A 26,621-nucleotide genomic window follows, 5' to 3' on the forward strand; every position below is an offset into this window, starting at 1 on the left:
AATCCAAACACTCAAAACAATCGCCAGAAACTTGGCTTTGCACGACCAGCCAACGCATGAACAAGCTCCCCAAGCTCCCCATCCTCTACACCTTCCGCCGCTGCCCTTATGCGATGCGGGCCAGATTGGCGCTCGCCTATGCAGGCATCAGCGTCGAAATCCGCGAAATTGAATTAAAAAACAAACCCCAAGCCCTGCGCGACCTTTCCCCTAAAGCCACTGTCCCTGTGTTGCAGTTGCCCGACGGCAAGGTATTGGAAGAAAGCCTCGACATCATGCACTGGGCCTTAGCGCAACACGACCCTGCCCACTGGTTGGCGGATATTCAGAGCGCCAAAACCTTAATCACTTGGAACGACGGCGATTTTAAATACTATTTAGACCGCTACAAATACGCCGACCGCCATCCCGAATACTCCGCAGACCATTACCGCCGCCAAGGTGAATTTTTTTTGGCAGAACTCGAAAGCCGTTTGCAGGTTACGCCTTGGTTATTGGGCGACCACTGCACATTAGCCGATGCGGCAATCTTCCCCTTCATCCGCCAATTTGCCGCCGTTGATGAGCAATGGTTTGCGGCGGCGGATTATCCCGCCGTACAGCAGTGGCTACAAAAATGGTTGGATTCGGCGTTGTTTGCAGCCGTTATGGACAAATACCCAGCTTGGGTAGAAGGTATGGCGGCGATGAGGGGATTTGCTTAAGGGGAGGGGCGTTCTGGCGGACAAGTTAAGTCTTGTTCGCCAGAAGCAAAGGGGATTTAGGCGGCTTTATTCAGGTTTGGGTGGTTCCGGCATTTTGTCGTGCGGCGGGCGCATGGCTTCAAACTTTTTCAATTGTTCAGGTGTCAGCACCGTTTTTAAGCGGTTTTTGGTTTCTTCGTGTATCGCTTTAAATTTGGTTTTTTGGTCTTCAAAAATGCCATCGACTTTGGTTTTTTGTTCTGCCGACAAGCCTAATTCCTTCACCATCATTTCCATTTTATGGGCATGATGCTTTTTAAAATCAGGTGCGCCTTCGGGTGGTTGACCATCGGGTGCTGCACCGGCAAATCCAACCAATGGCAAACACGCCGCCAATAACAAACTGATAACGATCTTTTTCATGGTGTTTCCTTGTTAAGTTAAGAGGGATAAAGAAACGCGTATCGCCTTTCTTGAAGAATACTATAAACACCGAATGGGTAAGCATTACGGCGGCATTGTGCAAACATTATGAATCTTGCAAAGCGGTTTCTGCGCTTTTGGCTTGCGGGGCATAGCGGTAGCCTGCGCCGTACACCGAATGGATCAACTCAATTTCTGGCAACAAGCCCGCCAATTTTTTGCGCAGTTTTTTGATGTGGCTATCGACCGTGCGGTCCGAAACAATGCGGTGGTCTTGGTAGATTTTGTCAATCAATTGCACGCGCGAAAAAATCCGGTTGGGCTGTTGGTACAAAACCTGAAAAAGCTGAAATTCAACGTGGGTGAGCATTATTTGCCGCCCATTCGCCGATATACAAAAGCTGTGTCCGTCCAAGAGCAAGGGCGCAGATAAAGTTGTCGGCGTTTGCGCGTCCACGTCTTCGTTGTAGGTGCGGCGCAAGACGGCTTTGATGCGGGCGACCACTTCACGTGGGCTGAAAGGTTTGCAAATGTAATCGTCCGCGCCTAATTCCAAACCCAGCAGCCGGTCAATTTCCTCAATGCGTGCGGTTATCATAATGATGGGTACCTTGCTGGTTTTACGGATCGTTTTGGCAATTTCCAAGCCATCCACATTCGGCAACATCAAATCCAACAAAATCAAATCGACCGGATGGGTATTAAACCAATCGGTCACTTTTGCGCCATCCGCCAGCCAGTGCGTGGTGAAATTGGCGGCATGGAGATAATCTTCCAGCACATACGCTAATTTTTCTTCGTCTTCGACGATCAAAATGTGTTTTTCTGCTTTCATAACCAAGAATCAGGAAGAAATGGGGAACGAGAGAGTCATGGTCAGGCCACCCAAGTTCGAATGGCTGGCGGTGATGCTGCCGTTATGGGCTTCGACAATATTGTGGCAAATCGCCAAGCCTAAACCCGCACCGCCGGAGTTGCGGTTGCGAGAATGGTCGGCGCGGAAGAAGCGGTCAAACAGTTGGGGCAAGGCAGCATCGGCAACGCTAGGTGCACTGTCAGAAAATACCATTAAGAGGTGTTCTTTGCTTTTGCTGATAGTGATTTGCAACTCACCGCCGTTGTCGGTGTAGCGCAGCGTGTTGGTGAGCAAATTTCGGAACAGTTGCGATAAGCGGTCGGCGTCGGCGTACACTAAAATGGTTTTGCCAAGTGCGTTGTCGAGTGTTACCGTCAAAGCTTTGCGGCGGAATTCGTCCGCTAACGCTGCCAAGTCTTGTTGTAAAACCAGCACCGGGTCGAGAGGGCTTTTGCGGTAACTCAAAGTACCTTGGTCGGTTAACGACAATTGGTATAAATCTTCTGTAAGGCGCGTCAGGCGCATCACGTCACTGTACAAAGAATCGACCGCCATTGGCGTCAGCGGGCGCACACCGTCTTGTAACGCCTCCAATTCGCCACGCAAGACCGCCAGCGGCGTGCGCAATTCATGGGAAATATCGGCAACCCAACGCCGCCGTGTCTGTTCGGCTTGCGCCAATGCCGCCGCCAAGGCATTAAAGTCATGCGACAATTGCCCCAGTTCGTCATGGCTATCCACCGGCAGGCGCGTGTCGTAACAGCCAATGGCTAAAGCCTTGGACGCGGCGGTAATACGTTTGAGCGGCCTGCCCAAAATATAGGCAATCAACAACGCCAAACCCGCCGAAAACAAAACCATTAACAAGGCAATGCCGATCAGCTCGCGACCTTGTTTTTCCATGAACTGGATGTCACCCAATTGATTGAAGGGTTTGCCGGGCAATACGCCCACATAGCCGACAATCGTTCCGGCGCTGCGGATAGGGTGCAAGGTCAATTCACTGACCAATTCGCTGCGACCAAACACCAGACTTTTATCGGCAGCCAACAACATTACGCGCATTTCAAAGGGGATTAAGCGGGGTTTGAAGTCGTTATCTGGATGATGTGCGGGGTGCTTGGGTTGCTTGTCTAATAGATCCGGCGGCCAGCGGGTGTCTTTGTTGCTTAAGGTTTCGTGCAGCCAAGGCGGTGGTGGGTGTTTGTGGCCTTCTTGTTGCCAGATGATTTCCAGCCATTTTTGCTTGTCGTCAGCGAGGCTTTGCCAAGTGCCGTGGGCATCGTAATACTCTGTTAAGGCGCTAACAATTCGTTCCAGATGTTTTTCTTGGCGCGATTCCACAAACGCCATAAAGCCCCGTTCAAACGAAAAGCGCATAAAGCCATACATGCCTGTCACCACCAGCAAAGCCGCCAGCAGCAACGTCAAAAATAACTTGACCCGTATGGATTTGAACACAAGCTTTCTCCGTGGTTTAAGACATTATGGGGAACAATTGTGTAAGAAATATGCAATTTTTAGATAAAACCTTGGGAGCTTGAGTGTGGAAATGCCAGTAACTGGTAGCGCGGCGCTAGGCTTTTGGGAGTGAAAAACATGTTTTTTCATTCCAATATATTGATGCTGCTGATTATTCGTAGGATGGGCTGACGACAGGAAGCCCATCAACGTGAACAATTAAGATGCGCTTCCCTTCGTTCAGCACATCCTAAAAGGGCATCATTATTTCATCGCTAACATCAAGCCCGCACTGCAAAAATACACCCGGTCACAATACTGCCCCATCAACTGCGCCGCCTTACCGGACAAATCCACAAACTGCCGCGCCAAAGCATTATCAGGAATAATGCCAAAGCCCACTTCGTTATGCACCAGCACCACATCGCCAGACCACTGCAACACTGCTTCCAGCTCGGCTAAGATTTCCGCTTCGGTTTTGCCGTGATAAAGCTGGTTGTTCAGCCACATCGTTACACATTCAATCAGCACAGGGCAGTCGGCGTTTTGGATGGCTGCCAATAAATTTACAGGTTCTTCAACGGTGATAAATTGTTCTTGCCGCCGCGCTTGGTGTATGGCAATGCGTTGGCGCATTTCGTCATCCAACCATTCGGTGGTCGCCAGATAAATCGGTTTTTGATTGGGATAATGCTGCAAGATATAGGCTTCAGCTAAACGCGATTTGCCGCTTTTTACGCCGCCGATAAAGAGGGTTTTCATGATGAAGTTCCTAATTTTTCTGGTGTGGAGTACAAAACATGATTTGTACTCCAATCAGATGTTACGCAGATGATTGCTAAGGATTGCTAATAAACAATGATGTGTCGCTACCGCGACAGTTTTTCTAATCGGGTTCTCGCACCCGAAGGCGAGCTACTTTCTTTTGCGCCGCCAAAAGAAAGTATCCAAAGAAAAGGCGGCCCGGTTGCCGCTCATGTCTTGCGCTCCTCGCATTTGTCTGGGGGATGGCAAAAGGGCCTTCCTGCCCTTTATGCCCTGTGGGTAATCTGCCCCCGTGCGGCATCCATGCCGCACCCTTTATGCCCTTGGGTGCTTCGGGCTAATCCCGATAAATACTGCGGTGCTCGACGCGGCAAACGGGAACACATTACGTTACTGCGTAACATCAGCCCCAATGTATTACGATTAAATTAATACAGCCCGCAAAATCCTCTCCATATCCAAATTTTCCCTCACCATATCAGCAAACCCCTGAATCTCCGCATTGCGATATTCGCCATATTGATAACCACCATACGCCGGATTAATCGCCCGAAAATAATCTCCTCGGAACGCGTCATCATCAAACACGCCATGCACATGCGTGCCAGCAATGCGGCCTTGTTGGTAGTACAGCGGGTAGTTTGCCATGCGTCCGCAATGGATTTCATAGCCTTGAATTGCCGAGTAGCCAAACAGCGGATACGTGCCACGCGCCAAGATTTTCGGGTTTTGGTAGCTGACGTTATCGGCAATTAAGCACAAGCCTGTTGCTGTGCTGGCTTGGTGATATTCCAAGGCATCGGGGTCGTGCAGGGTTTCGCAGAGCAGCTGATAACCGCCGCACAGGCCAAAAATTGGTTTCTTAAATTGTTGCAAAGCAGCAAACAAACCTTGCGCTTTCAGCCAATGCAAATCGCGGATGACGGTTTTGCTGCCGGGCAATAGCACCGTGTCGAAATCGTCCAGCGGGCGGAAGGCTTGCACCAGCACCACTTCGATTTCTTCGTCTGCCATTAGCACGTCCAAGTCGTTGTAATTGCTTAGGCCAGGGTAGGCGATGACGGCAATGCGGATTTTCACCGCGCCCAAACGTTGTTGGTAATTGCCCAGCGATTGCGAGTCTTCCATGTCGATGTTCAGCGGCTGGTAGGGAATCACGCCCAGCACGGGGACGCCAAAGCGTTCGCGGATGATGGTTTCGCCATCGGCAAAAAAGCGGCGGTCGCCACGGAATTTGTTGACGATTACGCCGACCAAATTGCCGCGCATGACCGGATCCATCAGCGCCAACGTGCCGTAAATCGACGCAAACACGCCACCGCGTTCAATATCGGCGACCAGAATGTTTTGGGTGTTAAAGGTTTTGGCGATGAAGGTGTTGGATAAATCTTTATCCAGCAGATTGAGTTCGACAGGCGAACCTGCGCCTTCAGCAATCACCAAATCGTAATCGCGCTGCAACTGGGTAAACGCCGAGCTGACCGCGTTTTCCAAGTTACCGATATGGTCGTAATATTCAGCAACCGATTGGTTTTGATAGACTTTGCCATTAACGATAACTTGCACACCGTTGCCGCCGTGGCCTTTCAGCAACACCGGATTAAATAACACGCTAGGTTCAACCCGCGCCGCTTCGGCTTGCAGACATTGGGCGCGGGAGATTTCCAGATTTTCTTGGGTAACGGCAGAATTGTTCGAGCAATTTTGTGCCTTAAACGGCGCGACTTTGATGCCACGGTCAGCAAAAATCCGGCACAAAGCCATGGTGATAGTGGTTTTGCCCGCATCGGAGCTGGTGCCAAAAACGGCGAGTGATTTCATTGATTGGTTGGGGTTGGCTACATGGATATTGTCCACGAACGGCACGAAAAGACAGGAATTGTAGTGCCCACGCTGGAACACCACAGCCTTAATTTAAAAATTTGTATGACTCATCAAAAGGATAGCTTGATTGTAAGAGAGCGAACGGAACAATTCTGCTACTACTGGCCTATCCCATTGATGATTATCTATTTAATGGCGGTGATGCGGAGCGTGGGCACGACAGGGTCAAACCTAAACAAAATGATGCAGAAGTCCGCCTCACCATTTCAGGCGGATGTCCCAACGGTAAGTTTTGTCATCGGGCAAGGTCGGTGCGGTCTTCGGGTCTATTTTGTCGTAAACATTACGCACCGGGGTGACGGTGGCATCACGTCCAAAAATAAAGTCTTGGTCTTCAACGATGCTTTTATACGCCTTGTCGAGCAGCAGGGCGCGTTCTTTGGAAGGTGTCACCAGTGTGTACACGTCCTTGGCCTGCTTGACTTTTTCGTGGTCAACCGCTCCGTCTGCCTTGAACCAGCGCTGCAACATTTCCCCATTGTTACGGAATTCGTCACCGCCGCCGACCCGCTCCAGATAGGTGAGTATTTCGCCTTTCAGCTCACCGTAATTGGGGGCGTCGACCATGCCTTTCAGGTTGATGTAGCCCCAGCCCTTGGCGCCGTCCACTTTGCGGGGGAAGCCGAAGGTTTGGTCGATGGTCGAACCGATGGAGGCGTGGCAGCCCATGCAGAACATGTTTTCCTCGAAGGTACTGGCGCGTAGGCGACCATTTTTGTCCTCGATGAAGCCCTGCACCGACCAACCGGTGCCGTTGTCCAGCCCATGCTGGCCCAAATCGGTGTAACGGGGTAAGGCACCGGCATCCTTCTCGAAAGACTCTTCTTCGTAATAGCGGCGGTACATGGTCTTGCTGTAGACCTGCCATTTACGCATATAGCGGACTTCCTTCATGCGCGTGGAAGGCATGATTCCGCCTCCATCATCGACCGCCAAATAACGCACGGTGTGCAAGAATTCCGTGTCTTTCGGGTACATGAAGGTGTCGATGAACTCCTTTTGCGCGGCGCCGACGTAGTGGTCGAGCACAGTGATGTGGTCAATGGCTCCTAGCTTGCCATCGCCGTCGAGATCAATGCCCACGGCGTTCTCATCAATCGGCAATGTGCTGATGGCGTCGAGGTTTTTGATTTTGGCTTCGACAATCGCTAGGTTGGCCTTATAAATGTCAGCCGAATACTGGCCTTTGGCATCGGTGCGGAATGGTTCTGCCAGGCGGATCATCACGTCGTCGGTCGAGCCGTTGGTGGGCCAGAAGGTGCTGGGCAGCGGCTTGTAGTTGAAGGCTACCCAGTGGCTGCCGTCCTTGGCAAAGCCGTGTTCGTCGAAGGCGGCGCGGCCTTGTTGCAAGTTTTGCAAATCGGGTATCCAGCCTTGAAATTTCACGCCCTTAAGGCGCGGTGCCAGTTCCGAGTAGTTGTCCTGCGCCACCCACGCCAAGATGGCGGCGTCGCTGATCGCCGCCACGCGGGCGCTGCGGTCTTCAAACAGGTTTTGCCAATGGTTGGTCACACCCACTTCGCTGAACAAGTATGCGCGCTGCTGGATGCCGTCGTTCATGGCGTTTTCACGGCCCGGGATGGTTTCCTGGTGGCAGGCATAGCAAGGGTTGTGTTTTTGCTCGGTGCGGGTGTAGCACTGCGGCGGGATGATTGCTTCGGGATTGTAGACAGTGTGTACGGGGTGGACATCGTACGGCATGGCCGGCAACACAAATGGTTTGTCGCGCAACCCGTCCAGCACTTGCTGGTAAAGCGGCGGTTTGGCTTCTTCGGCACCGGCCGCCCCATAGGCCAAAAAGCCAAAAACTAAAAAATAGCGGCATTTTAACATAATTCGAATCCTTTTTAAATAAAAATCAATCTCATTTGCGATGGCGATTTTAACGTGTCGCCATGACCATTTGATGAACAAGCCAATTCTTGTCGTTAAATTTTAACGTTGGCAATTGATAATTTTAAAGACCGCCCAGTTGCTGACTGCGGAGGTTTTGCTTTTAGTTAAATTCAAATTATTATCACAAGGGAAATAACCAAATGAAAATGACCAGCAAAATATTGGCTGCAGCCGTTGCAGCCGTTTTGTCACAAGCAGCCAGTGCCGGCACTGACCTGTTCTTCAACCCATTGACCCAATCTGCAGCTGTGGCTTCCGTTGGCAACCACATCAACGAATTGAAATCACCTTGGCAAGCGCCGGCGGGTATCGCTTCAGAAAACTTGTTGAGCCTTTCATCTGTTGAAGCCGATGTTAACAAATCGATCGTCCGCGTTCCTGGCACCGGTACATCTGCTTCTATGATCGACATGAGCGCATTCAGTCCAAACGGTCGTTTTTTGTTCCTGCCACATGAGACACCATTCGGTGCTGGTCTGACTCGCTACAATATGTTAAACGGCAACACTCAGGTGTTGTTTGCCGGTGACCAACAAGGTGCGAGCGGCAACTGGGCCAATGATTACGGCGCGTTTGACCCTGCCCGCTGGACTCCCAACAACACAGTCATCGTTGCCGAAGAATGGTCAGGCCAAGGCCGTGTCATTGAGGTGTTGAACCCGCTGGCTGACCCTGAGAATATCAACATTCGTGAATTGAACAGCATTGCCAACGTTTCACACGAAGGCATCAACTTCAGCGAAAAATTCAACAACACCATTTACTACATTGACGAATGGAACTCCGGCTCCATCTATAAATTCGTTATGGCCACCCCTGGCGACTACACCAAAGGCCAGACTTTCGTGTTGAAAGTAGATGCCTTTGCCGGCAACCCTGCCGCCAACTACAACGATGCCAGCAACGTTGGTCAACCACGCACTGGCATGGCGACTTGGATAGCTTTGACCGATGTTGACGGCAATCCGTTGACCAGTGCCTCGCCATTTGAAAACGGCAGCGCCGGTTCTGCTTCACTAGGTGGCCGCGCCGCAGCTGATGAAGTCGGTGGCACGCCTTATGGTCGCCCTGAAGACATGGAAGTGGCCACCTTGGCCAACGGCAACGAAGTCTTCTACATTGCCATGACTTCTGAAAACATCATCTATTCGTTTGAAGTGTTGAGCGACAGCCAAGTCAAAGTTGGCGAGTTCGCCACTGAAGCCGCCACCCCAAAAAACTTGGGCTACCCTGCCACTACTGGCGTGATGAACTCGCCTGACAATTTGGCGCAAGATGCCTTGGGCAATATTTACATCATCGAAGATTCCCCTAACAGTGGCAACGTCGGCGGTGACGTTTGGTTCGTCCGTGACACCAACAACGACGGCGTGGCCGAGTCGTTGGATCACTTCTTGAGCTTGCAAGTCAACGGTTCAGAAGCCACCGGTATGATCTTCAACCCAATCAGACCAACCCAGTTCGTGATTTCTGTACAGCATCCAACCAGCACCAGCTTGACCTCGGTGCCAAACGGTTTCGGCGATGCAGTATGGCAATTTGACCTGACTAATGTTGTGCCACCTGTCTGTAATAAAGACGAATTGAAGCAATACATCAAAACTGGCGTTTGCAGCGGCAACCCAAAATCTTTCATCAACGCGTTACGCGCAACCAAGTAATCCCCCATCGTTAACGCAACGTTAGCAAAGCTACACCGACCCCGTGCAGTGCAAGGCTGTACGGGGTTTTTTTTAGGCATTCTGCCCCGGCTTCCCCTTCATTTCCTTGGCTTAATTGTCAACAGACTTAAGCTTTTCGGTTTTTCGTGGACAAATAAGAAACCTCAGTGATTTAAATAATCGATGTAAGTGTAATCAGGCGTGTAGTGCAGTTTATGCACCGAACTTAAGGCCACGCGGAATTGGAAGGCGTTGGCGAGCGGCAGCTTGAGGATGTGCGCCAGCAACGCCCGAATCGTTCCAGCATGGGTAATGACCAACGCTTGTGGTGCGTCTTGCTGGACTAAATCCTGCCAAAATTCGCCAGCACGCAGAAACAAATCGGTAAAGCTTTCGCCATTGGGCGCGCGGCTGGTGACGAAGTTGTCTGTCCAATGGTGCAGCGCGTCGCTATCCAGCGCATCGAACGGGATATTTTCCCAGTCACCGAAATTGATTTCCAACAAGCGGTCGTCGGTTTCGACGCGTTCGCTGAGCTGTTCGGCAAGTTGGGTGCAACGGTTTAACGGGCTGGAAAACACGCGGCAATCGGCGTGCAGTTCTGGCAGTTTGGTGCGAATTTTCGTCAGTTCGTCGGCAAAATTATCATCGAGGGCAATGTCGGTGCGACCGTAACACAAGCCCGGTGTGGCGACGGTTTTGCTGTGGCGGATCAGATAAATGTCCATAATCCCGCCACGCCCAAATAAAACACCACTTCCGCGACTTGCTGGCTTGCGCCCAAACAATCGCCCGTGTAACCGCCGATATGGCGATGAAAATACTGGCCTAAGCCTAAGTTGACCAACAACACAGGTGCTATCGCCCACCAACAAACGGCAGGCAACAGCAACATCGGCAATACCGCGCAAGTCGCCGCAAACGCCAAATCTTTCGCGCTGGGTTTAAACACCGCCGCCGCGCCTTTGCTGTCTTCTAGCCGCGCGTAATCGTATCGCCACATCAACAGCAACGGCGGCAAACGGCTGACGCTATGCCCCGCCAATAACGCCAACGGCGTGGCGGCAATCGGCAAATCCGCCAACACACTGATTTTTAAAAGCAGCAACAAACCAATGCCAATCGCGCCATACGCACCCACGCGCGAGTCTTTCATAATCTCCAAAATCCGCGATTTACCCCAACCGCCACCGAAGCCGTCGCAGACATCGGCAAAACCGTCTTCGTGGAACGCGCCCGTGATGAAAATGCCCGCGATGGTGGCGAGTATCGCCGCTGTAAACGGCGACCACAACAACGCCGCCAGATAAAACACCAACGCGCAACCGCCGCCAACCAGCCAGCCAGCCAAGGGCAGGTAAGTGCTGGCTTGCGGGAGTTTTTGGTAGTCGAGGTTTTGGGGTGTGGGGAGGCGGGTGTAGAAGCTGAGGGCGAGTTGGAGAAGTTTTAAATGATACATCGAGCTTGGGAACATTTAAGACACTGAGATTTTGTCAATAAGCTCTAATAGTTCAACGTCTATTTTTTTCTTTGAGGCAATAATGTTTGCAAGGCAACCTCGCATTTCTTCCCAATGACTGATGCTATTTAGCCCTGAATAATTAGAAAGATGTTTACATAGCCTAACCAAGCTCTTTTTACCGTCCAAAATACGCGACAGACTATCCCATTTTTCTTCAAAATCGACACCATCTCTCGCGAAAGTTTTAATTTTTTCTATGTGTACCGAAATGTCGCTGGCTTGGCTTGGAAATTGAGTTTTCAGGAATTTATCAATTTCTTGTGACAAATCTGAACCGGAAGGGATGTTCGTTCCAAACGCTGGTTTTGGTGATGATTTGCCTTTAGAAACGGAATAGGTCGTTAATGCAGTCACCTGAATAATATCCTCAGCTTGCTCTAAAAACATGTCAGCAGAAACCGGAGGAGCAGGTGATCGGGCGATTCTCCTGGCGACTTCCTCAGCAAACGCGTGTGGTTTTAACAGATAATTTTCTAATTCCCAACGGCGCAAGACGTGAATATTGTCGCCATAAGGTTTGGCGGCATGAAAAATGGCATCGTCTGTTTCCCAAAATAAGTCGTTATTCGACGCATCAGCATCCGATAACAGCACATCCCTATCAACAATGCCATGAACCTTAATATTTTGACTGGCTTCTTCTTCCACTTTGGCGATCACCACCCGACAGCCACCGCCGCCAGACTTATCGCCTTCGGCACTGACAAATTTCAACTTATCTTGCTTATTGCTAAACCAATGGTCGTTAAATATCCGCACATCTTCAGCGGATTCCAAAAACACTCTGGTGCGACGATCATATTTTGCATCTACGGGTGATTTTGCTTGTTTAAAACTCGCCATAACCTTAACTCAAATCCGTTTCAATCAATTCACCTGCCATATAAATACCTTCTCGCTCTTGGGGCATTGTTGCCGTAAACCGTTGTAATATTTCCAAAGAATGGGTCGTCATCATGATGGTAAATCCTGGGTTGTCTTTAACCATTTGCTCAAGCGCGTTATACAGGCGATGTTGCCAGCGGATATGTAAATGAATGTCCATTTCATCAATTAAAATGATGGTGTTGCGGGTAGCGTGGGCACCGATACGCAAGAATAAATAAGCCAGACTTTTTTCGCCGCTACTTAATCTATCCAGCCGATGGGTTTGGTCATTGCCAGTATCAATAATGGCTTCTGGCGGATTTTTACGCACGCCTTTTAATAATTTGGGCGTTTCCACAAACAATTGTTCGTTTATCAATTCTTGAGCTTTTTCAAAAGAACCATTTTCCAGCCATTTGAGCCATACCAACAAGTTATCTAAGGAGTTTTTCCAATAAGCACTGTGGGCTTCAAAAGCATGTAAAGGCAGATAATTCCAGTGGTTAGGTGTGGAAATGCTGCGTTCACTAATACCTGTATTTGAATGCGGGATGCAATCATGGTTATCATTGTTCGGATATGGAATGTCCCGATAAGCCGAAAAATACAGCACCGTAGGTAAATGGAAAGAGGGTTGTAAAAAACTATCTTCTGGCGACGTGTCCGCCGCAACACGGATGGTTGCCAGCAAATCTTGCAGCAAGTCATCGTCCCTACGTGCAATGTTTTCATAACGGCCTAAAACAGGGCTGCGGAATCCGGCTTGATGCCAACTTACAGCATTATAGGTTTCCAGTTGTTCCGGCGACCAAGGGTTCAAAAAAGTTTCCGCGCCTATAGTTCCCGCCAACACCGACAATACGATACTGATATTACGGCCTTGCCAATGTAACCTAACCCAAAAATCCAATTGCGCCCGTCCATAGCGTTTATCTAAATCTTCATGCCCATAGCTGTCGATGGTTTTCTTATCCAACAACGCCATCAGTGATGAAAAAATTTCCAAGGCGGTGGTTTTACCCAAGCCATTGGGCGACGCTATCATAAAAAAATTGCTGGGGCGATTATTGTCATCAGTGAAATCGACGGAATAAATGTTCTGAAAAAATGCGATTTTATCCAGCGTTAAAAACAGCGGTTTGAATTCATAGATAAAAAGGTTATCCATTGCATGCTCCTGAGATTTACAAAGTTATAGTGGGCAATATTGGGGTACCAAACAACCGGCTGCTATCGGAATACAAGGCCCTCAGCATATCCAACTATTTATCGCAGCATAAATTTAGCTATATCTACCTAACGAACTCGGATAGGAAATTGACTTTGTCCGTATATCAGGTCTTAAGGTTTTAAAAGCTTCCAAGTCACGATCCAGTACTCCTGTCTTTCCTAAATTAAGTATCTTGAGTGACTTTATTTCAATTAATGGACTGAGGTCTGTCACGTTTATCTGAAAAAGATGTAGTTCTTCTAGTGACTGTAGGCCTGCAAGTGGAGCAAGATCATTAATTAAAACGTGCTGTAAATTGAGAGACCTTAAAGAACTTAAATTAGATAATGGTGTTAAATCGGTAATTTTCGTACCGGATAAATCAAGATATTGCAGCGAACTTAACTTTGCCAAATCAGAAAAATCCTCCATATCAACATTATTGGCTAATATTAAGGATTTGAGCGAATCCATACTAATTATTGGTTTGAGATTGGTAATTTTGGTGCTTGCCAAGTAAAGAGCTTGTAGGGTACACAGATTTTCTAATGGTTCTAAATCAACTACTTGAGTTTTATTTAAGTTAAGCAGCTTGAGTTTAATCAATCCCTTCAATGGCCCAATATCCTTAACCAAAGTCCTATCCAACTCTAAATATTCAAGGTTTATCAGGCTGCCAATCGGGGATAACTCACACACTTTAGTTAGACTACAATCAAGATTTATTATTTGTTTTAGCTCGGATAGTGGACTGAGATCGCTCACATTAGTCAAAAAGATTCCCAAGCTTTTGAGAGTCGTTAACTCGGCCAAAGGCGTTAGATCGTTAACTGATGAGTCCCATATGCTTAGTCTTTCAAGAGAAGTCATTTTAATCAGTGGATTTAGAGAAGTCACACGAGTTCTATTCAAGAAAAGTTTTCTCAGATTTGTTAACTCCCCCAATGGACTTAAGCCAGTGATCCTGTGAGATGACAGATAAACGTCAGTTCCAAGAAAAGGCCATTTTAGAATCTTGTCAGAACTCAACTCATTACAAGCAAGGACCCATTCGTTACTAAGCTGTGTCGAAGTCGAAGGAAGATTATAAATTATCTGTAAAGCAGCTTTGGCTTTCTGTCCGCCAACAAGACGCAGCAAGCGCAAGCAGCGAATAGCCATATAGCTATTTTGATTCGCCCACCAAACACCATTTTCCAAAGTCGATGAAGCATAATTCAAAATTCGGGGACCAAGTTGAGCAAGTGCTTCGGCGTCGTTCATAGAGGAAGGTGGCAACAAATCTAAAAAGTAATCGTCAATGATTTCCGATAAATCAGCGGCCAAGCGTTTTGCCGCTGATCGGCAACGAACCAGAAAAAATTGGCGGGCTTTGATAGTAGCCAAAGCTTTACGCTCCGATTTTGTTAGAGCGCTGGTTTTATTGCCTGGATTTTTAATTGTTTCCAAGCGATCCAGCAACTCTCTAACTAATCCTGAACTGAATGCTTCGGGTGCTAAAGCTAGGGCAAATAAAATAACAGGCTGCCAAGCAGAATCATCCGCATTTTTAGTCAAGACATTCCAATCACCGTTTTCTACCACACAACCCGCTGCCAAATATTCTTTGAGGGTATTGTGGATAAAATCGATACGATCAATCCCGGCAGGCCTCAGCATACCGCTCCTTTCGACTAATGCTTGTACGACATCATCCGCTTCTTCTGGGGCACGTCCAGGAATCGAGTGCAGCGTTTTAGCAACTAGCACTTTCGCATCACTACTTTCGATGGAAGAACTACCTTTACTGACCATGCGCCAAGCAAGTTCAGCTAGTAATCCTTTTTTTTGCGAATATTGCAAAGCCCGCCAACTAGGCAAGAAGTGTTTATCTTCTAATCCGACTGTTTCACGTTCTCGACGGTGTAATAACATGTGGCAGAGTGCTTCTGATAATTCCGCTGGGGTTTCGGGCAATTTTTCCTGCCTTTCCCGGTACAGGGCGCAAATCATTGCACAAAGTAATGGGTTAGTAGCCAACAAACCAAGCTCTGGTTGTTCTACCAATTCTTCTTTTAGTTTGGTTGCTGTTTGTAATAGGTCTTCCCCGAATCGTGGCCGTTGCTTCAATTCTAAAGCAGCGGATCGATACCACTTGTCGATAAATTCCTCCCGATCTTGACGACTCATAGGCTCCACACGGGCTTCAGTAAAACTCAACCTGGATAGCCAACCAGATTCAACAGCTCCTGGCCGTGTCGTAACCACATAAGTACAATCTGGATAAGTGCGTATCAATTCGCCGATTTCTGCTGACAACTGACGACGTTTGTCGCGGTGAATTTCATCCACCCCATCAAACAAAACCAATGCTTGCCCAGAGCCTAGAATATTTGTCACCCAGTTGCTTGGTGCAGAAGGCAAATGTTTGGCTAGAAAGCTTGATAGCTGATTTGCTGCCGGTAGCTTTCCATTCGGACAATCACGTAAGCGAATTAGAAACGGAATTTTTTTCCGCCAATTACCTGCATTACAAGAGGAACTGGAGCTGTCTGATAAATTTATAGAAGCGAGGCCAAAGGGTGCATTGGGTGCTGCAAATGGCTGTAGTTGGGCTAAAGGGTTGTCAAGAATATATTGTGCGGCTTGTATGGCGCACCAACGCATTAGTGTGCTTTTTCCTGCACCAGCCGGGCCATCGCTGCGAGACAGGAGTCGAGTAGTCCCCAGAAGCGATAGTGCTTGTGTTTTCACGAAGCGTTTTTTGCGTAGTGAAAATGCAGGCTGTCCGAAATCGCGTCGAGTCATTGCGGTAACGATGTCGCCTATCCCCTTGTTGGGTAGGCAGACGAGAGAAGCAGGACGGCTGGGGCAGCCGAAGGCAAGAGCGGTCGCGTGATTTTTGCTGATTGACCGGCACGGAGGCCGAAGCAATCTTTCGCAAAAATAGCGACTCCCTGCTGATCAGAAGACGTCCTGTTTCTACTGAAATTTTGTCAAGAATAATTTCAAGCGAGCCACTAGAGTCATCAATAACCTTTGAGATTTTTTGCAGTTCTTTACCCTCTAATTCCATTTGACTAAACGTCGATTCTTGTTGGCGCTTCAATTGTGGACGATTATCCGAAGACCGATTCTCATCTTCAGCGGCAAGATTCAGTGACACATAAGCAACGGAAAGCTGGTGGCTTTTAAGCTCACGAGGAATGTCGCAACCAAAAAGCTCCAACACGTCATATTCTTTGATGACAAATTCACAATATTGTTGGGTGTAGTGTGCTTCTACCGACTCTTGTATGGGTAGGGTGTGATTCCCAGTAATGGTTGGCTCAAGTAAGTTTTCTGTGTTTATGCTGTTTGGAAACTGGAGCCAAGGCAGATTCTTTAGATGCCAGTAACCATCTTTAGTTTTACCCGCAATATTTCGCGGCACCCATCCACGACCAACGGAATCCCATTGGCGTAGATAAATTCCCCCGTGTTGGTTATTAAGGTCAACAAACCCAAAGCTATAACCATTTTGCATCCATGAACATTCGTAGCAGGCACCTGCTGATATAACCAACTTTCCATCATAATTTGGTTCTACCCATTCTTGATGTTCATGACCATGTAATACAACCTGGAACTCTTGTTTTAATCGACGCATGACTGAAGGATCTTCATGCGCTGTAAACCAATTGCCCGGATGATGGATAAGGATTAACGAAAAATCTACCGGCCCCATGCGTTTTTGTACTTCTGCAATCTGCCATTCAGCTCCCAACCAGAGTTTTGCTTTATCTTCCTTATCAGCACAAGACCAAGCGGAATTTAACCCTGCAATCCCAATTCGAATACCATGTATTTCGCGGGAGTCTGCCCAGATAAGCCGAGAATCTTCTGGAGTAAGATGAAGAAGTCCGTAACTGTGAAGAAAGTTACGGTAGCTGAGTAATCTTTCCATCCAGGTTCGCCATTGCTTTTTCTCATCCCGCATTGCTTCAAGAATTTCGGGAAGTTGGCGGTCAGGATGTCTGAGCCATGACGTTTGATCTGGAGTAATTTCGCCGCGATCTATATCATGATTTCCAGGAACCAGATACATATCACGAATAGGAATTTCTGGATCAAATGCTTTTCGAACAGCCTCTAAGAAATTACGAACCAATTGATATTGGTCAGTCAAACTCTCGCCATTAACAGCTCCATAAGCTAAATCGCCCGTAAAGAAAATGAAATCTGGACGAAGGCCATGGTCTTTCTGCATGAGTTTTAGATCACGAACAAGAGCATCGGTAATCTGACGGGCATCCCAGTTATCGCGTTTGCGAGCGTGGAAATCGGAGAGGTGGAGCCAAGTGATTGTTCGGGACATAGGAATCCATTGTCGCTATCAGAGAAAACTGTCTTTCAATCAATAATATTAGATATAAAAAGGTATGGCATAGTCGCCGAGATGATTATGCCACATGAGGTCGTGTTCAAATCGATTGCCACCGGACATTCACTTGCCGATACAAGTTGAGCATAAAATCATGGCTGCCACCCCAAGGTGGTGGGTTGTTGGTGAAAAGGTATTCCCATACTTCATCACTGCTCCAGTCAGCAATAGGTGACATCACCAAGGCGTTTGCCATTTCCGTGTGCGGATTCAATTTTCGGCTGCTCAATTCGCGTTTGCTCATGGTTTGTGAGCGTTGAATACTTTCGCCCATGCGTGTACCCAAGAGCAAAATGACGCTACCGTACTGTTTGATGACATTTTCGATAGCGGTTTGCATGGGTTTGATTTTCATCTTGGAGGTACACCAGCGAAACCAGCGCGTCGGCGGTGGATATCCTTTGCCAATCAGGTTTACCCAAAAACTTTGTTCCATGGTGGGTTGCGCCAATTCGGCATGTATCGGTAAACCATTGGCTAACGCGTGGGCACTGATTTCGGTAATGCGGCGCGACAGATAGTCTTCAACATTTGGTGCTTCAACGCGCGTGTCTGAAGCAAGCACATAAACAGGTTTACGCTGTTCTGGCGAGAGTGAATTGATTAATTCATAAACCAATTGCAGAACTAATGTGGAGTCTTTACCACCGGAATAGGCCACTACCCAAGGGCGGTTATCTGCTAAGTAATTGCTCAGCAATAATTCTTTGGATATTTCAACTTGTGATAGTTGTTTGCTGGCGGTGGCTAATTGGCTAAGCGGCATAAGGTTTTCTTTGATTGGTAGCGAAGTGCTATTTCTATTTAATAAATTAATATCTGAGTTAGTTTAGTCGTTAAAACTATGATTTGAAACGTCCAATTGGATATTGGTGGCGTTCTGTTCATAACTTACGAAAAATTATATCTTTTTTGGCTCTAGTTGCTGCCTGCTTCCCCAGCCCCAACAAACAAAGCCATGCCATTCAAAAAAAACGACGGTTTAGCTCTGTGCTTGGAAATAGTTTTCCAAATGGTGCGTCAGTGGATCAAGCTGGCGGTGACGTTGATGGATAAGCCAATGATGGCGGCGTTGAACAAGAAGCTTAGCATCGACTGCGCCAGCACCATTTTGCGCAAGTTGCGGTTCATGACCGAGATGTCGGCTGTTTGGGCGGCAACGGCGATGGTGAAGGCAAAATAGAGGAAATCCCAATAATCGGGTTGTTGTTCGCCATCAGGAAATTTCAACGCCCGTTGAGATTTGGGCGACGCGTAGTACAGGCGCGAGTAGTGGAAGGTAAACAGCACGCCAATGAACAGCCATGAGCCAAAAATAGTGGCGATGGTCAATAAATAGTGCAGGGTTTTGTCTGGGCCTGCCAAAGCCGAGCTGGATAGTTCGAAGGCAATGGCGACTAGGCTGGCAACGGTTGCGGTAGAAAACAACGCCACGATGGTTGCGCCGTGTTCATCTTCTTGATTGGCAATTTTGATGACTCGTGCCGGATCGGCGCGCAGCATCAGCCAAGCCATTAAGAATAAATACGACCAAACCATGCAGTTCCAAACAACCAAGATTTTGGTCGTCATTCGCCAAGTATCGGGCAGCCAAAAGGCTGATACAAAAGCCAATACTAAGGCGCTCAATAAGCGCGGATGGGGATGGTTTTGGAAAAAATTGAAAAGATTGGGCATAAATGGGTGCTGTCAAACGGGGTGATTAGCTTAGCATAGCCATTGCCGGATACGTTTAAATTCAGCAGGATGGCGCTTAATGTCCATCGCCTGATTGTAAACCCAGCAGGCAGCGTCTAAAATCGGGCGGTGTAACAAACCACAATAATAACTACCAGGAGATTGTCCGTGACCGACTCTACCATCGCCACCCTTTGGCGTTACCCCGTAAAATCCATGATGGGCGAAGAACTTAACGCCTCTGAAATCACCATTAACGGTGTTTTGGGTGACCGCGTTTTCGCTTGTATCGACAATGAAAACGGCAATGTTGTCAGTGCCAAAAATCCCAAAAAATGGCCTGATTTTTTTGCATACCGCGCGGCGTTTTGTGAAGCGCCTCAAGCCGGCAGTTTGCCGCCGGTTTGGATCACCTTGGCGGATGGCACGGTTGTCCGTAGTGATGATGCCAATATTAATGAAGTTTTATCCGCTGCTTTGGCGCGTTCAGTCAGTTTAAAAAATTTGGCGCCGGAAAAACCCAATCTGGAACAATACTGGCCCGAATACGAAGGCGACAGCAACGAAATCAGCAACGAAGCCATTGCAGGCGACGCGCCTTCCGGCACTTTCTTTGATTACGCGGCCTTGCACATCATCACCACCAGTTCCATCGAAAAACTGCAGTCGTTGTACCCCGAAGGCCGTTTTGAAATGCGCCGTTTCCGCCCCAACATTGTTGTCGATACCCAAGGCCAAAGCGGTTTTGTTGAAAACGACTGGGTGGGCAAAACCATCCGTATCGGCGATGTGCGTCTGCAAATCACCGACCCATGCCCACGTTGCGTGATGCCAACCTTGGCGCAAGGCGACTTGCCGAACGACCCTGCCATCTTTAAAAACGGCATCATGCACAATAAAGTGCTGGTTCCTTTTGCCGGTAAAGCCCTGCCCAGTATTGGCGTTTACGCCAAAGTGCTGACTCCGGGCGTTATCCGTCGCGGTGCCGAAATTATTATCGAATAAGCTGATGTTTGGGAGTACACGCCTTGTGTACTCCTTTATCTGTTCATTATCCAGGCAAACCCCATGGCAAATGCTTTCGTATCCGACCCTTCAACTTGGCTAGACGAACACGGCGATGCCATGTACCGCTTTGCCCTTAACCGCTTGCATTCAGAAGAGCTTGCCGAAGACATGGTGCAAGAAACGCTCTTGGCAGCTTGGCAAGCGTTTGACAAATTTACCGGTCAATCTTCCGAACGCACTTGGTTGATTGGCATCATGAAACACAAAATCATCGACCACTACCGCAAAAATTATCGCGAATCGGATTCTTTAGACGAATTCGCCGATGACGATGCACTGATGGCACATGCTTTTGATGACCACGGGCATTGGAAAATCAAGCTCATCAGTTGGGGAACGCCGGACAGCGCCTTTTCCGACAACCAATTTTGGCAAGTCTTCCACCGCTGCTTGGCGCGTCTGCCCAAAGCGATGTCAGATTTGTTTATGCTCAGAGCGGTTGACGGCCTTGCCGCCGAAGAATGTTGTAAGCTTTTGGCAATGGAAACGACTAACCAGCTGAACGTCGCTTTGTCACGGACGCGCTTTAAACTCAGACAATGTCTGGAAGTCCACTGGTTTGATAAGGATTGACCATGCCCCATTGTAAAAACATGACCGAGCTGCTTTCCGCCAGCCTCGAATCCCCCCTGCCCAGGCTGACGCGCCTGCAAATGCAACTGCATTTGTTCATATGCCAAGGTTGCCGTCGCTACCGCCAACACCTGTCTTTTATGCAACAAGCTTTATTGCAAATCGACCAACAAAACCCCGCAGCAAAATTGCCCGACAACGTTAAGCAACGTATTAAAGAACAATTGGCAAAGGTTAAGCAGGTGGATGACCAATAAAAATTAGGAATCAAAACTGTGGAATTTCGTTTTTCTCTAGCGGCTATGGTGGTATCCATGCTTGCCAGTTATTCTGCTTGGTCACAAAACCATGATGCGTGTGACTATTCTGGAACCCAAACCCAAATGAACATTTGTGCCATGCAAGACTTTGAAACTGAGGATGCGGAATTAAATCGGGTCTATAAAGGGTTGAAGCATTCTTTAACGCGACAAAAACAGGGGGTTCTTTTGGAAGAACAACGCGCTTGGCTAAAAGAACGTGATCCCAACTGTAAGAAAGAAGCCAATGAAGAAGCCGAGGGTGGTTCAATGTGGCCTTTGTTATTTGAAAGTTGCCGTGCAACTTCTACAAAAGCCCGCATTGAACAGCTGAAACAATGGAAAAAATAAAGCGATAAACTGTGTAAAACTTGTCTTGTCGTTGGGGGTTAATGCTGGCTTCCTTTTATACGCCACAGTTTTCCTGACCACGCTTCACCCACCACGCATCCAAGCTCAAACTTCCCGCACCGCTGCAGAACAGCGAGGCCAACATCAGCAAATACATCAAGGGCAATTTGTAGTTGCCAAAGCCTTTGTCGGTAATGGCGTAGCCTTGCCATAATTCCGCCAAGCTATGCCATTCGGCAGGCCAGTGTACGACGGCAATGGCTATAACGGTCAGCAACATCAGCACAACGCTGAAAAAACGGGTTGCCAAGCCTAGCACCAAGGCAATGGGGCCGATAATTTCAAAGCACATTGCCAATTGCCAGTTTACATCGGCGGATAACAGGTTAAACGGAATTGGGAAGGCCAAACCGGAAAACCAATTGTCGCCGACCAGCTTTTCGTAGCCCGCTTCGCCAAATTCGTAAGCCAGCAAAATCCTTAAGAAGATGGGCGCATAGCCGCCGGTTTGTTGGTTAAACCACGTTTCGGTTTGTGCGGTTAATTTTTTAACTTGCGAAATGACGCAAGCGCATTGGGCATCGGACATCTTTTCTCCTTAAAATGAAAGCTTCCGGACTTAAGCCCGGAAGCATGGGCTTGCAAGTTTATCGGCGGCTTATTTTTTGTCGCCGCCGCAGCTGCCTTCTTTCATTTTATCCGCGCCTTTGCTGGCACCACAACTGGCTTCTTTCATTTTTTCTTCGCCTTTCGCGCCGCATTTGCCTTCGGCTGCTTTTTCGGTGGCGGCTTTGGCTTTTTCCGCACCGCATTTACCTTCACCACATTTGCCTTCTTTGGCTTTATCGGCTTCGGCAACCACCGTCGCTTGGCTGATTTCTTTCATACCAAAGGGATTGCTGTCGGCATGGGCAATGCTGGCAGTGGTTAAAGCGGTTGCGAAAATGCTGCCAATAGTGAATGTCAAAGATTTTTTGTTCATGGTTTTGATCTCAAAAATAATTTAAAAAATAAGGTTTAGGAGCAGCGTTTTGGTTAAATCGCCTTCCTGTATGATGAGTCGCAGCAAAAGCGGATTTCTTACAACGTGTTTGAAATTTTTTTTGATTATTTTTTTGCTGCCCAATTGAAACTTAATCGCGTATGGCGCAATTGCATTAGGGTAATGTGTCGTATGGGATTTCAAATTCGGCGCAAAGCCGTTGGTTACCGTGCTGCAAGCAAGTTTTTATGCGGATTATTCTGTCTGATTTATCGGTTGAACGGGCAGGGTAAGGTTGGTAGGTTCATTGATTGTTGGGGAGTTCCGGCTAACTTTATTTTTGCTTCCAAAAATCAGACGCCGCTAGTATCAGTCCGCAACCCCGTAAAGACCAAGCTGCTTTTCTTGTGCGTAGGAGAGCGCCGCGATGAGTTTGTGCAGCAAGGCACGCTCGTCGGCTTTGAGTGGTTGGGTCAGCAAAGGCAGCAGATGGGTGAGCGCTTGGGCCACTTCTTCCTCGGAGAACGCCTGGTCTACAAACAAGTTTGACACCCGATGCAAGAAGAAGGAATTGGTGTGTTCAAGCAGCCCCGAAAGTGCTGGCAATTCATTGTAGTCAATACAGCCCACCGTTTCAGATGTACCTTTGGTTTTGCTGGGCTTGCCCACTGTCAAATCGAATGCCATGTGTCCTCTCCGTTTAAGGTGATGGTAAAGGGCTATCCGATCGCGTTTTGAACAGCGGGATAGAATGGTTTATGACGTTGTTCCTTAACGGGGGGCATGGTGCTTTTCCATGTAGTTGGCGTAACAGCCAAAATGCTTTTGCCGCCCCAGATAATGCGGGTATCGTTCGTAGTGCCAACGGCAAGTGGCGATAAACTCAGATAAATCAACCCCTATCGCTACGGCAAGCGCTTCTAGCCGATAAGTGTCTTTCATCAGCTCTGCACATTTCTTTTCATTTGCAGCATTGGCATCATAAAGGACACCGGCAGGGAGTTCGTGCAATGTGTATTCAAGATAGCGAAGAAGTCGTGTGTATTCTTCTTTTTCTGCGGGTGAGGCCATTGGTGTTCCTGAGTGTGGTAGCTCCAACAAAATTTTAGTCTGATTTTGCAGGTTGGTGTGAATATGAACCCTAACTTACGAGCAATAAATTGAAGTGTTGTAGGGTACGCATTGCGTACCTTTTGGTGATTTTATTTATCGTAAACACTTGAAAATTATATCGTTCCCACACCGGAGCGTGGGAGTGATGAAAACCTACGAGCTATGCCCAGCCATTCTTGCGCGCCAACTCTGCTTCCATGGCTTTGCCAACAGCTACCTCATTGGCTCTGTCCAACGCATTAGGATCAGGGTGACGGGCAAAGTACGGGCCAAGCCAGCCAGCTTCATGAGTGAATGCCATGGTCCATGCAAAATTTGGTGGAAATACATAGTAGTCGTACAGAGAAGTCGAGTCAGGCAGTTGGTCGGTGAGGAATGCTATCTTGCGATCGTTCGACAGAACGATGAACTCAGTTCCGAACTGTGCACTGTATTGCTTGAGCGCCTCGTCTCCCTCAGTACTTGGGTAGTGGTTGTAACTGAAAATGTGCCAGAGGAATTGCTCATCCTTCAGTCCCTTGTGATCTTTGCCAAACGTCGATATCCAAAGATTTACCAACTGTGCAGATTCTTCTTCGGAGAACAGCCGAACCACATTTCCTGGAGTAACAGTGAGTATTTTTTTGCGAGTCACAATCTGCCGCCTAACGTAATTAAAAATTTTCATGCAACGCAGGAGCGTTGCTAGATGCGTTACCACGCTGGAGCGTGGGAACGATGAAAAGTAGGGTGTATAAGCGAAGCGCCATACACCGAATTGCGAATAGACAACACTCCATGTAGGATCAATTTATGGCAGGAATGAATGACGGGGATCGGTAAATCCGTTTGCAGTGATTGGCAATTCCGATGTGGTGTATGACGCTTCGCTTATACACCCTACGCACTAGGATTTATCAAAATCATAAGCTAAATCAGTAGATACAGCCCAGTCCGGCGGATAAATGCCCCGCTCAACGAAGCTGTGAAAGCTGGAATATTGCCAATCGGCTGCCCGTTCCACCCAACCATGCTTTACGGGATTGTAATGGATGTAATCAACATGTCTGGCATAATCCAATTCATCGCGCAGGGCATGTTCCCAAAAACGGCGTTGCCAGATTCCGCGCTCATGACGATTTAGACGCACATCAGAACGATGCTCAGTAATCGGCAATTGCTTGGAAAAGGTTTTTTTAATCGCCCGCCAACGGCCTGAAAAATCATCATCGCCTTCAGGTAAAGTCAATATGCAATGTAAATGTTCGGGCAATACCACAATGGCATCAATATGAAAGGGGCGTTGTTGTTTTAAGGTACTCCCCATTGTCTAGACCAAAATCTCATAAAATTAAGATAGAAGCCGGTTGATAAAAATGGGTTGTTTCATCCTTCTCATAACACTTCCCTAAATACACGTCGGCGGGTGTCCGATAGCCCAACGATTGGTGTAGACGATGATGGTTGTAGAAATGAAAGAAATCCTTCAATCCTAGCCAGGTTTCCTGGACGGTGTGCCTATCCTGCAAGTACACATGCTCATACTTGACTGTGCGCCACAACCGCTCAACAAAAATATTGTCCAATGCCCGGCCACGCCCGTCCATACTGATTTTGATGCCTTTGTCCAGCAGCGGCTGGGTAAAGCGGGGCGTGGTGAACTGCGAACCCTGGTCGGTGTTGAAGATTTCGCATTGCTGGCGTTCGGTTATAGTGCCGATGGCTTCAATGCAGAAATCCGCATCCAAGGTGGTGCTCAACGCCCAGCCCAGAATGTATCGGCTGTACCAGTCAATCACCGCCATCAGGTAGACAAAGCCTGATGCCAGCCGGATATAGGTGATGTCGGTGCTCCACACTTGGTCGCAACGGTCAATCACCAGCCCGCGCAACAGGTAGGGGTAGACCTGATGTTCCGGATTCCGCTGGCTGGTGTTGGGTTTCTGGTACACCGCCTCCAGCCCCATCTTCCGCAGCAAACGCCTGACCCGCTTGGCGTTCACCTCATGCCCCAGGTTGCGCAAATGCGCCACCATTTTCAATACCCCATAACAGGGTGTCCGCGTGTATTGTTCGTCCAGAAGCCGCATCAGGGCTAGGTTTTCCTCGCTTTCACCCGCAGGCTGGTAGTACAGGGATGAACGGTTCAGCCCCAGCAGGCCGCATTGTTGCCGAACACTGAACTGTGGGTCTTGCGGGTCAATCCCTAGTTGCCTTGTCGCTAATGGCTGGCCGAGGACTTTTTTTTGAGCCAGTCCCGTTCGGCGATGAGCTGGCCTATCTGGCGGTGCAGCTCGTCAATGTCCTGTTGCTGATTGTCCCGTGCCTTTTCCTTTTTCCCGCTGAAGGCTTCCGGGATCACCGCCAACGCCTGCTTTTTCCAGAGGTTGATCTGGGTCGCGTGGACACCGTATTCGCTGGTCAGTTCGTTAACCGTTTTTTGTTGGCGGATCGCCTCGACGGCCACTTGGGTTTTAAATTCCATTGTGTGGTTCTTGCGTACATTGGCCATAGTTTAGTTTGCCTTTTTGGGTAAGGCTTTCTATCTTAACTGCTGGTCTAAAATATGGGGAGTATCATATTTAACCGTGCGGAAGGAATCGCGCAATAGGTCGATGTGTTCAGTTAACAGATGTTTTTTTCGATCCAGCAAATTAACAGTGAAAAAATAACATCCACCCGGAACGCGGTAGCGGACATAGTTAGACATAAATCCTCAAAGAACAAAGTAGGGTGTATAAGCGAAGCGCCATACACCAAGTTGTGAATAGACAACACGCCATGTAGGGTCAATTCATGGCAGGAATGAATGAAGAGGAGTGGTAAATCCGTTTGCCGTGATTGGTGATTTCGATGCGGTGTATGGCGCTTCGCTTATACACCCTACGCACTAGGATTTATCAAAATCATAATCCAAATCAATAGATAACCCCCAGTCCGGCGGATAAA

27 protein-coding genes are annotated in these 26,621 nt (G+C 48.2%); 6 read left to right on the forward strand and 21 right to left on the reverse strand.

Going from position 1 to position 26,621, the window contains the following annotated elements:
* Positions 1–56: 56 nt before the first annotated feature.
* A complete protein-coding gene (locus ACYQ1O_RS05665) occupies positions 57–704 on the forward strand; it encodes a glutathione S-transferase (protein ID WP_459990679.1) in 648 nt (215 codons plus the stop codon).
* Positions 705–770: 66 nt separating this feature from the next.
* Here ACYQ1O_RS05665 and ACYQ1O_RS05670 read toward each other — a convergent pair whose 3' ends face one another.
* The 6 genes from ACYQ1O_RS05670 to ACYQ1O_RS05695 form a co-directional block, all read right to left on the reverse strand.
* On the reverse strand, positions 771–1,106 hold the full coding sequence (locus ACYQ1O_RS05670) for a Spy/CpxP family protein refolding chaperone (RefSeq protein ID WP_459990680.1): 336 nt from the start codon (positions 1,104–1,106) through the stop codon (positions 771–773).
* Between the two features lie 106 nt (positions 1,107–1,212).
* Positions 1,213–1,941 (reverse strand): response regulator, encoded by a 729-nt coding sequence (locus ACYQ1O_RS05675; protein ID WP_459990681.1) that lies wholly within the window; start codon positions 1,939–1,941, stop codon positions 1,213–1,215.
* A 9-nt stretch (positions 1,942–1,950) separates the two neighbouring features.
* Complete coding sequence (locus ACYQ1O_RS05680; protein ID WP_459990682.1) at positions 1,951–3,423, reverse strand: ATP-binding protein; 1,473 nt, start codon at positions 3,421–3,423, stop codon at positions 1,951–1,953.
* 264 nt (positions 3,424–3,687) lie between these two features.
* The gene (locus ACYQ1O_RS05685; RefSeq protein ID WP_459990683.1) at positions 3,688–4,185 is read right to left on the reverse strand and encodes a bifunctional adenosylcobinamide kinase/adenosylcobinamide-phosphate guanylyltransferase; all 498 of its coding nucleotides are present in this window, start codon (positions 4,183–4,185) and stop codon (positions 3,688–3,690) included.
* A gap of 426 nt (positions 4,186–4,611) precedes the next feature.
* Complete coding sequence (locus tag ACYQ1O_RS05690; protein ID WP_459990684.1) at positions 4,612–6,009, reverse strand: cobyric acid synthase; 1,398 nt, start codon at positions 6,007–6,009, stop codon at positions 4,612–4,614.
* A 261-nt stretch (positions 6,010–6,270) separates the two neighbouring features.
* Positions 6,271–7,905 (reverse strand): hypothetical protein, encoded by a 1,635-nt coding sequence (locus ACYQ1O_RS05695; RefSeq protein WP_459990685.1) that lies wholly within the window; start codon positions 7,903–7,905, stop codon positions 6,271–6,273.
* A gap of 203 nt (positions 7,906–8,108) precedes the next feature.
* Between ACYQ1O_RS05695 and ACYQ1O_RS05700 the strand changes: the two genes are divergently transcribed.
* The gene (locus ACYQ1O_RS05700) at positions 8,109–9,629 is read left to right on the forward strand and encodes an alkaline phosphatase PhoX (protein ID WP_459990686.1); all 1,521 of its coding nucleotides are present in this window, start codon (positions 8,109–8,111) and stop codon (positions 9,627–9,629) included.
* Positions 9,630–9,793: 164 nt separating this feature from the next.
* Here ACYQ1O_RS05700 and cobC read toward each other — a convergent pair whose 3' ends face one another.
* The 8 genes from cobC to ACYQ1O_RS05740 all read right to left on the reverse strand — a co-directional run bounded on the left by cobC (position 9,794) and on the right by ACYQ1O_RS05740 (position 19,307).
* Positions 9,794–10,357 (reverse strand): alpha-ribazole phosphatase family protein, encoded by a 564-nt coding sequence (gene cobC, locus ACYQ1O_RS05705; protein WP_459990687.1) that lies wholly within the window; start codon positions 10,355–10,357, stop codon positions 9,794–9,796.
* Complete coding sequence (cobS, locus tag ACYQ1O_RS05710) at positions 10,342–11,088, reverse strand: adenosylcobinamide-GDP ribazoletransferase (protein WP_459990688.1); 747 nt, start codon at positions 11,086–11,088, stop codon at positions 10,342–10,344. The genes cobC and cobS overlap by 16 nt, the downstream gene beginning before the upstream one ends.
* A gap of 15 nt (positions 11,089–11,103) precedes the next feature.
* A complete protein-coding gene (locus ACYQ1O_RS05715) occupies positions 11,104–11,994 on the reverse strand; it encodes a hypothetical protein (protein ID WP_459990689.1) in 891 nt (296 codons plus the stop codon).
* A 4-nt stretch (positions 11,995–11,998) separates the two neighbouring features.
* A complete protein-coding gene (locus ACYQ1O_RS05720; protein ID WP_459990690.1) occupies positions 11,999–13,186 on the reverse strand; it encodes an AAA family ATPase in 1,188 nt (395 codons plus the stop codon).
* Positions 13,187–13,300: 114 nt separating this feature from the next.
* Positions 13,301–15,874, reverse strand: coding sequence for a leucine-rich repeat domain-containing protein (locus tag ACYQ1O_RS05725; RefSeq protein ID WP_459991442.1), 2,574 nt, complete (start codon positions 15,872–15,874; stop codon positions 13,301–13,303).
* A complete protein-coding gene (locus ACYQ1O_RS05730) occupies positions 15,834–17,564 on the reverse strand; it encodes a metallophosphoesterase family protein (protein WP_459990691.1) in 1,731 nt (576 codons plus the stop codon). Before ACYQ1O_RS05730 ends, ACYQ1O_RS05725 begins: the two co-directional genes overlap by 41 nt.
* A 106-nt stretch (positions 17,565–17,670) precedes the next feature.
* Complete coding sequence (locus ACYQ1O_RS05735) at positions 17,671–18,396, reverse strand: phosphoadenosine phosphosulfate reductase domain-containing protein (RefSeq protein ID WP_459990692.1); 726 nt, start codon at positions 18,394–18,396, stop codon at positions 17,671–17,673.
* Between the two features lie 254 nt (positions 18,397–18,650).
* Positions 18,651–19,307, reverse strand: coding sequence for a DUF1345 domain-containing protein (locus tag ACYQ1O_RS05740; RefSeq protein ID WP_459990693.1), 657 nt, complete (start codon positions 19,305–19,307; stop codon positions 18,651–18,653).
* A gap of 168 nt (positions 19,308–19,475) precedes the next feature.
* On the opposite strand from ACYQ1O_RS05740, the gene ACYQ1O_RS05745 reads away from it, so the two are divergent.
* From ACYQ1O_RS05745 to ACYQ1O_RS05760, 4 genes are all read left to right on the forward strand, one after another.
* Positions 19,476–20,312, forward strand: a complete 837-nt coding sequence (locus tag ACYQ1O_RS05745; protein WP_459990694.1) for an MOSC domain-containing protein — start codon at positions 19,476–19,478, stop codon at positions 20,310–20,312.
* A gap of 63 nt (positions 20,313–20,375) precedes the next feature.
* On the forward strand, positions 20,376–20,948 hold the full coding sequence (locus ACYQ1O_RS05750) for a sigma-70 family RNA polymerase sigma factor (protein ID WP_459990695.1): 573 nt from the start codon (positions 20,376–20,378) through the stop codon (positions 20,946–20,948).
* A 2-nt stretch (positions 20,949–20,950) separates the two neighbouring features.
* Positions 20,951–21,205 (forward strand): zf-HC2 domain-containing protein, encoded by a 255-nt coding sequence (locus ACYQ1O_RS05755; RefSeq protein WP_459990696.1) that lies wholly within the window; start codon positions 20,951–20,953, stop codon positions 21,203–21,205.
* 18 nt (positions 21,206–21,223) lie between these two features.
* A complete protein-coding gene (locus ACYQ1O_RS05760) occupies positions 21,224–21,598 on the forward strand; it encodes a lysozyme inhibitor LprI family protein (RefSeq protein WP_459990697.1) in 375 nt (124 codons plus the stop codon).
* Positions 21,599–21,653: 55 nt separating this feature from the next.
* Here ACYQ1O_RS05760 and ACYQ1O_RS05765 read toward each other — a convergent pair whose 3' ends face one another.
* The 7 genes from ACYQ1O_RS05765 to ACYQ1O_RS05795 all read right to left on the reverse strand — a co-directional run bounded on the left by ACYQ1O_RS05765 (position 21,654) and on the right by ACYQ1O_RS05795 (position 26,184).
* Complete coding sequence (locus ACYQ1O_RS05765) at positions 21,654–22,187, reverse strand: HvfX family Cu-binding RiPP maturation protein (protein WP_459990698.1); 534 nt, start codon at positions 22,185–22,187, stop codon at positions 21,654–21,656.
* Positions 22,188–22,256: 69 nt separating this feature from the next.
* On the reverse strand, positions 22,257–22,580 hold the full coding sequence (locus ACYQ1O_RS05770) for an HvfA family oxazolone/thioamide-modified RiPP metallophore (protein WP_459990699.1): 324 nt from the start codon (positions 22,578–22,580) through the stop codon (positions 22,257–22,259).
* 369 nt (positions 22,581–22,949) lie between these two features.
* Positions 22,950–23,267 carry a hypothetical protein gene (locus tag ACYQ1O_RS05775; protein ID WP_459990700.1) on the reverse strand — a complete coding sequence of 106 codons (318 nt, stop codon included), beginning with the start codon at positions 23,265–23,267 and terminating at the stop codon, positions 22,950–22,952.
* 84 nt (positions 23,268–23,351) lie between these two features.
* Positions 23,352–23,651 (reverse strand): hypothetical protein, encoded by a 300-nt coding sequence (locus ACYQ1O_RS05780; RefSeq protein WP_459990702.1) that lies wholly within the window; start codon positions 23,649–23,651, stop codon positions 23,352–23,354.
* 202 nt (positions 23,652–23,853) lie between these two features.
* The gene (locus ACYQ1O_RS05785; protein WP_459990703.1) at positions 23,854–24,360 is read right to left on the reverse strand and encodes a DUF4275 family protein; all 507 of its coding nucleotides are present in this window, start codon (positions 24,358–24,360) and stop codon (positions 23,854–23,856) included.
* A gap of 219 nt (positions 24,361–24,579) precedes the next feature.
* Positions 24,580–24,999 (reverse strand): REP-associated tyrosine transposase, encoded by a 420-nt coding sequence (locus tag ACYQ1O_RS05790; protein WP_459990704.1) that lies wholly within the window; start codon positions 24,997–24,999, stop codon positions 24,580–24,582.
* A gap of 16 nt (positions 25,000–25,015) precedes the next feature.
* Positions 25,016–26,184, reverse strand: a protein-coding gene (locus tag ACYQ1O_RS05795) for an IS3 family transposase (RefSeq protein WP_459990705.1) whose coding sequence is annotated in 2 segments (ribosomal slippage) — positions 25,016–25,911 and positions 25,911–26,184 — 1,170 coding nt in all. Because the reading frame shifts where the segments join, the coding sequence is not laid out codon by codon here.
* Between the last annotated feature and the right edge of the window lie 437 nt (positions 26,185–26,621).

The organism is Methylosoma difficile, assembly GCF_054657615.1.